At 70.4% G+C, this 9,882-nt stretch carries 10 protein-coding genes and 1 pseudogene; 5 read left to right on the top strand and 6 right to left on the bottom strand.

Annotated features, from left to right (window positions below):
* Positions 1-149: 149 nt before the first annotated feature.
* From VIR15_RS05090 to VIR15_RS05075, 4 genes are read right to left on the bottom strand one after another with little or no spacing between them, the layout of a single operon-like run.
* Positions 150-1,340 (bottom strand): NADH-quinone oxidoreductase subunit D, encoded by a 1,191-nt coding sequence (locus VIR15_RS05090; protein WP_331926391.1) that lies wholly within the window; start codon positions 1,338-1,340, stop codon positions 150-152.
* Between the two features lie 53 nt (positions 1,341-1,393).
* The gene (locus VIR15_RS05085) at positions 1,394-2,002 is read right to left on the bottom strand and encodes a class I SAM-dependent methyltransferase (RefSeq protein WP_331926390.1); all 609 of its coding nucleotides are present in this window, start codon (positions 2,000-2,002) and stop codon (positions 1,394-1,396) included.
* Between the two features lie 10 nt (positions 2,003-2,012).
* Positions 2,013-2,555, bottom strand: coding sequence for a copper resistance CopC family protein (locus VIR15_RS05080; protein ID WP_331926389.1), 543 nt, complete (start codon positions 2,553-2,555; stop codon positions 2,013-2,015).
* Between the two features lie 4 nt (positions 2,556-2,559).
* Positions 2,560-3,522 (bottom strand): SAM-dependent methyltransferase, encoded by a 963-nt coding sequence (locus VIR15_RS05075; protein WP_331926388.1) that lies wholly within the window; start codon positions 3,520-3,522, stop codon positions 2,560-2,562.
* Between the two features lie 32 nt (positions 3,523-3,554).
* On the opposite strand from VIR15_RS05075, the gene VIR15_RS05070 reads away from it, so the two are divergent.
* The 5 genes from VIR15_RS05070 (at position 3,555) to nadC (ending at position 8,517) form a co-directional block, all read left to right on the top strand.
* Complete coding sequence (locus VIR15_RS05070) at positions 3,555-4,454, top strand: Rossmann-like and DUF2520 domain-containing protein (RefSeq protein WP_331926387.1); 900 nt, start codon at positions 3,555-3,557, stop codon at positions 4,452-4,454.
* Positions 4,451-5,338, top strand: coding sequence for a pantoate--beta-alanine ligase (gene panC, locus VIR15_RS05065; RefSeq protein WP_331926386.1), 888 nt, complete (start codon positions 4,451-4,453; stop codon positions 5,336-5,338). The genes VIR15_RS05070 and panC overlap by 4 nt, the downstream gene beginning before the upstream one ends.
* Before the next feature lie 11 nt (positions 5,339-5,349).
* Positions 5,350-5,784 (top strand): aspartate 1-decarboxylase, encoded by a 435-nt coding sequence (panD, locus tag VIR15_RS05060; protein WP_331926385.1) that lies wholly within the window; start codon positions 5,350-5,352, stop codon positions 5,782-5,784.
* A 131-nt stretch (positions 5,785-5,915) separates the two neighbouring features.
* Positions 5,916-7,664, top strand: coding sequence for an L-aspartate oxidase (locus tag VIR15_RS05055; RefSeq protein WP_331926384.1), 1,749 nt, complete (start codon positions 5,916-5,918; stop codon positions 7,662-7,664).
* On the top strand, positions 7,648-8,517 hold the full coding sequence (gene nadC / locus VIR15_RS05050; protein WP_331926383.1) for a carboxylating nicotinate-nucleotide diphosphorylase: 870 nt from the start codon (positions 7,648-7,650) through the stop codon (positions 8,515-8,517). The genes VIR15_RS05055 and nadC overlap by 17 nt, the downstream gene beginning before the upstream one ends.
* Positions 8,518-8,598: 81 nt before the next feature.
* Here the strand turns inward: nadC and VIR15_RS05045 are convergent, their stop codons facing one another.
* Together VIR15_RS05045 and VIR15_RS21210 are read right to left on the bottom strand one after the other, a co-directional pair.
* Entirely contained in the window at positions 8,599-9,363 is a 765-nt protein-coding gene (locus VIR15_RS05045) for a hypothetical protein (RefSeq protein WP_331926382.1), read from the bottom strand.
* Between the two features lie 47 nt (positions 9,364-9,410).
* Positions 9,411-9,587 (bottom strand): annotated as a pseudogene (locus VIR15_RS21210) (type IV toxin-antitoxin system AbiEi family antitoxin domain-containing protein); the annotation flags it as partial.
* Positions 9,588-9,882 lie beyond the last annotated feature (295 nt).

Raw genomic sequence — 9,882 nt, 5'->3', positions numbered from 1 at the left:
GGTCCGGTTGGGCCGGGGTGGCGGGATGGTGTCGACGACGTCCTCGTCGGAGCAGGCCGCGGCCGACCACACGGTGGCCGTGATGACGAACACGGCCACCCCGCGAAGGACGGCGGCGCGCGGAAACGAGCCCAGCGGCATACGGAATGTCACTTGTCGACGTCGCCGACGACGAAGAACATCGAGCCGAGAATGGCCACCATGTCGGAGATGAGCTGCCCCGGCAGCATCTCGGTGAGCACGGAGACATTGTTGAACGATGCCGAGCGCAGCTTGAGCCGCCAGGGCGTCTTCTCGCCTCGGGAGACGAGGTAGTAGCCGTTGAACCCGAGCGGGTTCTCGGTCGCGGTGTAGATCTGCCCCTCGGGCACCTTGAGGACCTTGGGCAGCCTGACGTTGATCGGCCCGGGCTTGAGCTGGATCAACCGATCGAGGCACGCCTCGGCCAGGTCCAGGCTCACGCGGGTCTGCTCGAGCAGCACCTCGAGGCGGGCGAGGCAGTCACCGGCCTGTCGCGTCACGACGCGCCCCGGGCCACCCTTGACGAAGAGCTCACCGTAGGCGAGGTAGGGCGCGTCCCGGCGCAGGTCCACGTCGATCCCGCTCGCCCGGGCGATGGGGCCGGACACGCCGAAGCTGAGGGCCGTCTCGCGAGGCAGCACCCCGACCCGGCGGGTGCGGGCCTCCAGGATCTCGTTGCCTACGATGAGGTGCTCGAGCGACGGGAGCCGCTTGCGGACGTTGACGATGGCCTTGTCGACGCGCCCCATCCAGCCGGCAGGCAGGTCCTCCTTGAGACCGCCGACCCGGTTGAACATGTAGTGCATCCGGCCACCCGACACCTCCTCGAGCACCGCCTGGAGCTCCTCGCGCTCGCGGAAGGCATAGAAGACTGGGGTGATCGCGCCGAGCTCGAGGGGATAGCTGCCGAGGAACATGAGGTGGTTGAGCACCCGGTTTAGCTCGGCCAGCGCGGTGCGCGCCCAGACCGCCCGCTCCGGCACCTCCATGCCGAGCATGTGCTCGACGCCGAGGACCACACCCAGCTCGTTCGAGAACGCGCTGAGCCAGTCGTGCCGGTTGGCCAGGACGATGATCTGGCGGTAGTCGCGCACCTCGAAGAGCTTCTCGGCGCCACGGTGCATGTAGCCGATGATCGGCTCGGCGCTGACGATGCGCTCGCCGTCGACGACGATCCGCAGCCGGAGGACGCCGTGGGTCGCCGGGTGCTGCGGCCCGATGTTGAGGACCATGTCGGCCGTCGCAAGACCCCCGGCTCCGACACCCACGGTCAGGGCGCGCTGACGCGGGGAGCGGGGCGACGTGGTCGTCTCGGTCATGGGTCGAGACTATGCCGTCGGGGACCGGGGCGGCGCGGTGGGCTCGAGGGGGCTCAGGCCGGGCGGAGGACCGCTACGAGGAAGTCGGAGTCATCGTCACTGAACGGTCGGAGATCCCAGCCGGCGAGGAGCAGGTCGGGCTCGAGTCCCGATGCCCGGACGTCGTCGAGGAAGTCGCCGAAGTCGTAGCCGCGCCCGGCGCCGAAGCCGACGACGATCCGGCCCCGCTCTGCGACATGGCGGCGCAGGCGCTGGAGCACCTCGCGGCGGGTGCTCGGCGCAAGGAACGGCATGACGTTGCCCGCAGCGACGACGACCTCGAAGTCGGCGGGCACGCCCTGGGCGGGAAGGTCCAGCTCGGCGAGGTCACCGACGAGCCACTGGGGTCCCGGGTGGTCCTCGATCGCAGCCTCGATGAGCACCGGGTCGACGTCGACCCCGACGACGTCGTGCCCGGCTCGGGCCAGCGCCCCTCCGACCCGGCCCGAGCCACAGCCTGCATCGAGGATGCGAGACCTTCGGGGCACCATCGCGTCGACGAGTCGGGCCTCTCCGTCGAGGTCCTGGCCGGCGGCCGCCATGTCACGGAAACGCTTGACGAACCAGGTCGAGTGGGCCGGGTTGGCCTCGACGATCTGCATCCACTGGCTCTGCTCGACCATGGCGTCCCCCTCAGGCCGCCGGCGTCCTGCGTCGGGCCTTGAGCAGGACGAAGACGAAGAGTCCGATGGCGATGACGGTCCCGGCGGCCGTGAGAACGACAGGCACGAACTGCGAGTCCTTGGCGCTCTCCACCGCAGGGTCCTCCGCCTGGGGCGCCGGGACCGACGGGCCGGCCGTCGCTGTCGATCCGTCGAGCCCTGTCATGGCAAAGAAGCGGAACGAGCCGCTGACCGGGTGGCCGTCGTCAGAGGTCACCCGATAGGCGACGGTGTACTCGCCGGCGGGCGCGGCCGAGGAGATGGCCTGTCGGACCTCGCGACCCTGAATCGTCGCGAGACCCTCGGCCATGTTGCCGGTGGGTCCGGTGATGACGACCTGGAGCCCGATCTCGAGCGGCTGCTCGCTGAAGACGAGAGAGACGTCTCCGGGCAGGAGCTGCACGGTGGTGCCGTCCGCGGGGGTCGTCTTCTCGAGCACGTCGTGGGCGTGGGCGGTTGCCGGCACGGCAAGGGTGAAGCAGAGGGTGAGGAGGACAAAGACCAGCCGACGCATGGCCTCAGGGTACGTCGGGGCCCTTGACGTGTTTCACCGCCCACCAGAAGTCACCGAACCCGCCGGGACGGATCAGCTCCGCCTCGGCCGAGACGCGCTCCAGAGCGCGGAGGTAGCCCATGGGGTCGTCATTGGCCCGGGCGTGCTCGGGGCCGGTGGCACGGGCACCGAGCCCGCGCAGGACCTCTCGCTGGCGCGCGAGCTCGTCGGCGTCGAGGGAGTCCATGGCCACGTGGGCCGTGAGGTCGCAGCTGCCGTCCGGGACCGGGGTCACGAGGCTGCCGGCGCGGTAGGCCGTGAGGGTGCCGGCGGTGGGGCGGTTCGCCCTGAGGTGCCCGTAGTCGATGGCGACGAGCAGGCCGGAGTGGACCCGGCTGACGAGGTCGGCCCAGGCCGCGTCCCGGGTCCGGCCGACCTCGACCCGCTCGCCGGGTCCGGGGTCCGGCCAGTGGGCGGCGGCCCACTCCGCATCCTCCGGACCGAGGTCGCCGCCGAGCAGCTCGTCCCCGGTTGCTGGGTCGACGAGGACCTCGCGAAGCCGTCCCCGGTCGTCTACCTCGGCGATCGTGCAGGGGACGACGTCGAGCCACTCGTGCGCGATGACGAGGGCATCGTGCAGACCGTGGAGCCCGTCCGGCAGCAGTGCACCTCCGGGTGACCGGACCCAGGTGATGCGTGGGTCGAGGCCCTCGGGCCGGTCGACGACATCCACCCCGACTGCGCTCTCGACCGAGAGGAGGTGGGTGAGCAGCTCGCCGCGCCCGGCTCCGATGTCAACCACGACCTTCGGCGGGTCGTCGTGCGATCGACCCCACAGGCGAAGGAGGGCGTCGGCGAGGACCGCTCCGGTGACCCCGTGCGTCGCCGTCGTGAAGTGCGCCGCAGGCCCACCGCGGGTGACATAGAAACCCAGCTCAGCGGCATACAGCGCGGTGTGCCAGGCGTCACGCCAAGGGATGGGATCCACGAGGAGGGACTGTAGGCGATACCGTGCCCCTGATGAGCAGTCCGCACGAGCGTCCCGCGCGGTTCGACGTCGGCATCGTCGGGGCGGGTCGCGTCGGTGCCGTCCTGGGCGCCGCGCTGACCCGTGCAGGGCACCACGTCACCGGTGTCTCGGCGGTGAGCGAGGCGAGCCGGGAGCGGGCAGCCATGCTCCTCCCCGGTGTGCCGGTCAAACCGATCCCCGAGGTCGTCAGCGGTGCCCACCTCGTCGTGCTCGCCATACCGGACGACGTGCTGGCCGAGCTCATCGCCGGGCTCGCGACGACCGGCACGTTCACGGCCGGACAGCTCGTCATGCACACCTCGGGTGCCCACGGGATCTCGGTCTTCGAGTCCGCCATCGGCAGCGATCTCGTGCCGCTCGCCCTCCATCCGGCGATGACCTTCACCGGGACGGACGTCGACCTCGAGCGGCTGCAGGACTGCTGCTTCGGCGTCACGACCGTGGACATGGCGCGGCCACTCGCCGAGGCGCTGGTCATCGAGATGGGCGGTGATCCGGTCTGGATCGCGGAGGATGAGCGGCTCACCTACCACGCTGCACTCGCGCATGGCGCCAACCACCTCGTCACGCTCGTCAGCCAGGCCATGGAGCTGCTCGGTCACGCGGGCATCGAGGAGCCGTCCCGGGTCCTCGAGCCACTCCTGTCCGCGGCGCTCGCCAACACTCTCCAGCAAGGTGATGCTGCACTCACCGGCCCCGTCGCGCGGGGAGATGTCGGTACCGTTGCCGCGCACGTGGCACTGCTCCGCGAGGTGGCGCCGGACATCCGGCCCACCTACCTGGCGCTCGCACGGGCCACCGCGCAGCGGGCGCTGCTGAGCGGGCGCCTCAAGGCGGCCGCCGGGGACGCCATGCTCCAACTGCTCGCCGACGAGGAGGACAACTCGTGACTGTCGCTCACACTCGGGAGGAGCTGTGCAAGGCGCGGGCCGCCCTCGACGACGGCGACGTCGCCGTGGTCATGACCATGGGTGCGCTCCACGACGGACATGCCACCCTGATCCACCGGGCCCGTGAGACGCACGCGCATGTCGTCGTCACGATCTTCCTCAACCCGCTCCAGTTCGGGCCCAAGGAGGACCTGTCCCGCTACCCCCGCACGTTCGACGCCGACCTGGCCATCTGCACCGAGGCGGGGGTCGACCTCGTCTTCGCGCCGACGCCCGACGTCATCTACCCCGACGGTGAGCCGGGCGTGCGCATCTCGGCCGGTCCGCTCGGCGACGTCCTCGAGGGGCAGGCCCGGCCGGGGCACTTCGACGGCATGCTCACCGTGGTCGCGAAGCTGATGCACCTCACGCGGTGCACGTCGGCCTACTTCGGCCAGAAGGACGCGCAACAGCTGGTGCTCATCCGCCGGATGGTGCGAGACCTCGACTTCCCGGTTCGCGTGGTCGCGGTGCCGACGGTGCGCGAGCCCGACGGGCTGGCGATGTCGAGCCGCAACACGTACCTCACCGAGTCGGACCGGGAGATCGCCCTCACGCTGTCCGCCGCGCTGCGAGCGGGGAGTGCTGCTGCTGCCGAAGGGCCGTCCGCGATCCGGCGCGCCTCCCGCGCGGTCCTCGTCCGCGAGCCGCTCGTGCTCGCCGACTACCTCGTCCTCGTCCACCCGGAGACCCTCGAGGACGTGCCGGAGTGGTTCCGCGGTGAGGCCTTGCTCGCCGTTGCGGCCAGGGTCGGCACGACGCGTCTCATCGACAACCTGCCGGTCCTCGTGGGGCCGGGTGGCGGAGCGCTCGAGATCTTCTCGGCTGACCGGCTCGATGGATAGGAAGCGACCCCATGCAGCGATTCATGCTCCACTCGAAGATCCACCGCGCAACGGTGACACAGGCCGATCTGCACTACGTCGGGTCGCTCACCATCGACCGGGACCTCTTGGACGCGGCCGACCTCTGGCCGGGCCAGCAGGTGGACGTGGTCGACGTCGACAACGGAAACCGCCTGACGACCTATGCCATCGAGGGTGAGCGGGGCTCGGGCATCCTGTGCGTCAACGGCGCGGCCGCCCGCCTCATCTCGCCTGGCGACACGGTCATCATCATCGCCTACGCCTGCATGGATGACGCCGAGGCGCGGGCTCACGAGGCGCAGGTCGTCTTCGTCGACCGGGACAACCGGATCATCGAGGTCGGGCACGATGGCGGCGACGTGCCGGACGGGTTTGGCCTGAAGACCTCGGCCGTCACGGAGCGACACCACGACTACCAACACTGAGACGAGGCCGTATGCCGCTGAGCTCGCTCCCCGACAGCCGTGGCCTCCCAGCCCTCCCGAGTGAGCGGTGCAACGGGAGCCGGCCCAGCGGCATACGGTGTGGGCGTGACGCACCACGAGAGGGGGCGGGAATGAGCCCGAGCGGCATCATCATCCCACGGCGCCTCCGCGCGGCAGCGCCCGGCTGGACGGCCACGGCCGACGTCATCGTGGTCGGGTCAGGCATCGCCGGTCTGACGACGGCGCTCCGCCTCAGACGTCGGGTTGCCCGGGTCCTGCTCGTCACCAAGACGGTGCTCGACGAGGGCTCGACCGCATGGGCCCAGGGCGGAATCGCCGCGGTGATGTCGCCCGACGACAGCCCGGAGGAGCACATCCATGACACGCTCGTCGCCGGGGTCGGCCTCTGCAACGTCGAGGCGGTGCGGACCCTGGTCAACGAGGGCACCGATGCGGTCTGGGACCTCATCGCCATCGGTGCGGACTTCGATCGGGGAGAGACCGGCAAGATCTCCCTGACCCGCGAGGGCGGGCACCACCGCGACCGGATCCTGCACGCCGGCGGCGACGCCACCGGTCGCGAGATCAGCCGCGCGCTCATCGCGGCGCTCAACCGGGTCCGGGACGACCCCGGCATCGAGGTCATCGAGCACGCCCTCGTCATCGACCTGCTGTCGAACGGCGACGGGGGCGTGTGCGGGGTGACCCTGCATGTCATCGGCGAGGGCCAGGTCGACGGGGTGGGGGCCGCGCACGCCCCGGCCGTCGTGCTCGCGACGGGCGGGCTCGGCCAGATCTACGCCTCGACCACGAACCCGGCCGTGGCCACCGGCGACGGCATGGCGGCCGCCTTGCGTGCTGGCGCCGAGCTGGCCGACCTGGAGTTCGTCCAGTTCCACCCGACCGTGCTCTATCTCGGTGAAGGGTCGTCTGGCCAGCAGCCGCTGATCTCCGAGGCGGTGCGGGGCGAGGGCGCCTTCCTTGTCGACGCCGAAGGGGTCCGGTTCATGCAGGGGCAGCACCCGCTCGCCGACCTGGCGCCGCGCGACATCGTCGCGCGCGCCATCATCGCGCGGATGCGCGAGACGGGCACCGACCACGTGTACCTCGACTGCCGGCACCTCGGCGCCGACTTCCTCGAACAGCGGTTCCCATCCATCGTCGAGCGGTGCCGCGAGCTCGGCTTCGATCCCGCGACCGAGCTGTTGCCCGTGGCGCCGGCCCAGCACTACGCCAGCGGAGGCGTGCGCACGGACCTGCGCGGTCGCACCAGTCTCGAGGGGCTCTACGCCTGCGGTGAGACGTCCTGCACCGGCGTCCACGGTGCCAACCGCCTGGCGAGCAACTCGCTGCTCGAAGGGCTCGTGTTCGCCCGGAGGATCGCCGACGACCTGACCCGTCGCCTGGCTGCAGGGGAATTGCCCGACCCCAGCCCGGTCGAGGTGCAGAGCGACGCGACCGAGCACCCTGCGCTGATCCGCGGCAAGCGCCGTGTGGCCGTGCAGCGCGCGATGACGGCAGGCGCCGGTTCCGTGCGCTCTGCCGCGTCGCTCGCTGCGACCGCAGCTCGACTGGGTGAGCTGGCGGCCGCCGACGACGGCAAGAAGGGGGGCCCGAAGAGCTGGGAGACGACGAACCTGCTCCATGTCGGCCAGGCACTCACGCTGGCAGCCGCGCTCCGTGAGGAGACTCGCGGCGGACATGTAAGGGAGGACTTCCCGGACCGCGACGACGAGAACTTCCTGCACCACACGGTGATTCGCCGCGCGGCTGATGGGCAGCTCACCGTGGCAACCGATCCCGTGCCACCTGAGAACCTCATCGGGTTGGGTCTCGATGGCTCGCACCGCACCGAGGAGCACCATGAACGACTTCCCTGACCAGGCCGCGCGAGAGCTCGTCACTGTCGCCCTACGCGAGGATCTCGGACCCGACGGCCGTGACGTGACGACGCTGGCGACGATCCCCGAGGACCAGGTCCGCGTCGGCGAGATCGTCGCCCGTGGCCCGGGCGTCGTCGCCGGCGGACCAGTCATCGCGATCGTGCTCGAGTCGGTCGCCGGGCTCGTCGCTGCCTCGGCGCCGAAGGTCGAGGTGTTCCTGGCCGATGGCACGCGCATCGCGCGGGGCGACGTCATTGCGCGCGTGGAGGGGCCCACGCGAGTGATCCTCATGGCGGAGCGGACGATCCTCAACATCCTGAGCCGCCTCTCGGGCGTCGCGAGCCACACCCGGCGCTGGGCGGACGCCCTCGAGGGCACCGGCACGACGGTGCTCGACACGCGCAAGACGACACCTGGCATGCGGCTGCTCGAGAAGTACGCCGTCCGTGCCGGCGGTGGCACGAACAAGCGCCTCGGCCTCTACGACGTGGCCATGATCAAGGACAACCACAAACTCGCGGCCGGGTCCGTGGCCGAGGCCTACCGCCTCGTCCATGAGAAGTTCCCCGACGTGGTCATCCAGGTCGAGGTGGAGACACCCGCTGAGGCCCAGGAGGCCTATGACGCCGGCGCCCGCTTCATCATGTGCGACAACATGCCCGTGCCGGTGCTGCGCGAGACCGTCGAGTTGCTCCGGGGCTTGGGTGAACCGGTCGAGATCGAGGCGACGGGCGGGATGACGCTCGACGTCGTGGCCGACCATGCGGCGACGGGCGTCGACTACGTCTCCGTGGGAGGCCTCACGCACAGTTCGCCCATCGTCGACATCGCGCTCGACCTCGTCGACTGAGGACGCGGGGCGCTGCCTGGGTGGGTGCGTGGTCGTGGTTGCCCTGACGACCACAACCGCGCACCACTGGTGGCGCAGTGGTCAAGCCGCCTTGTTGCCGAGGTCGCAGTCCTGGTTCCCGCAGGCGTGGGCGGCGCCACGCCAACCCCGGGTGGTGAAGATGTCCCTGAGGTCTGACGCGAACTCACAGGGCGCAACAGCAACGTCCCGCCATCCGCCGCGAACGGTGAGCTTCCCTCCGGCGGCGGCCTTGCGATCCCGACGTCCAGCCCGCTGCTGGTTGCCCCAACCGAGGTGGCCGAGGCGACCGTCGATCTCGACGATGACGCCCCACTCAGGGTAGTCATTGTCCCGGCTTCGCGAGCCGGGTGCCGGCTCTTGCCTGACGCCCGTTGGAAGTCCGTGTGCCAGTTCGACGTCCCGGATGTACCGCACCTCGGCGGCACTCTCCGCGCCCTCACCAACCAGGCCCAGAGCCTCGGCGATGAGGCGACGGTGCGGCTGTGTCGGCCGCGTCCTCAGGACCTGTCCGAGTGCCTCTTCGGTCGTGAGGCGAAGCTGACAGGCCTTGGCCATCAGCGCGATGCACCGATCGAGTCCATGGCCCATCGACAGGTCGAAGACGGTGTGCTCGACCATCGTCCGGTGCGGCCACTCCGTTGGGTGCACACGGTCGGCAAACCGCCGTGAGCGGTGCACCTTCACTCCCGGGAGCGGCTCGCCACGCCGGTTGACGGGCACGAGGACCTGAATGTCGTCCGAGTCCTCCGCCTGGAGGCCCCAGGCAACTCCGGCGCTGTCGCCACGAAGACACGACGGCAGGCCGATCGCCAGCAGCGCTGCCACCGCTCGCATCTCCCAGTCATCGCGGCCAGGGTGGTCAGGTACACCCCGCGGTGAACTCGAGCCCAGCGACCTGATTCGATCTGCCACCTGATCGCGGCCTTCGACCATCCGTGTGCGCGGGCGTGCGACCGGGTCACCAGCCCGGCCCGGCCCGCGACCCTGGCCGCAAGGAGGCGGTCGAACCTGCGCTCTGGCCGGTCGATCGCCCGCGCGTCATGTTGCATGTCAGCAGTCTGTCGAGCGGTAGCCCCTCACCGCCGCGGCCATCCACAGGGCCGCCAGCGCCTGAACCGATCCCCGGGCGGTGGGAGTGTGCGTGGTCGAGGTTGCCATGACGACTCCGATCACGCACAACCCGGCGCTGTTGGGGCTTGCGCCCGAGTGTCGTCAGTAGCGGCGCCACCAGAGGTTGACGGCGTAGTCGACTCCCGTGGCCTCCGGGTGCTCGGCGAGGATGAGGTCGGCGTGGTCCGGTGCGAACTCGATGCGGACAACGGCCTCGAAGTCCTCGCGCGAGTC

The organism is Intrasporangium sp. (genome assembly GCF_036566125.1).
GTDB lineage: Bacteria > Actinomycetota > Actinomycetes > Actinomycetales > Dermatophilaceae > Intrasporangium.
The sequence above is the reverse complement of the archived record's forward strand: the minus strand, read 5'-3'. Positions and strand labels throughout refer to the sequence as shown.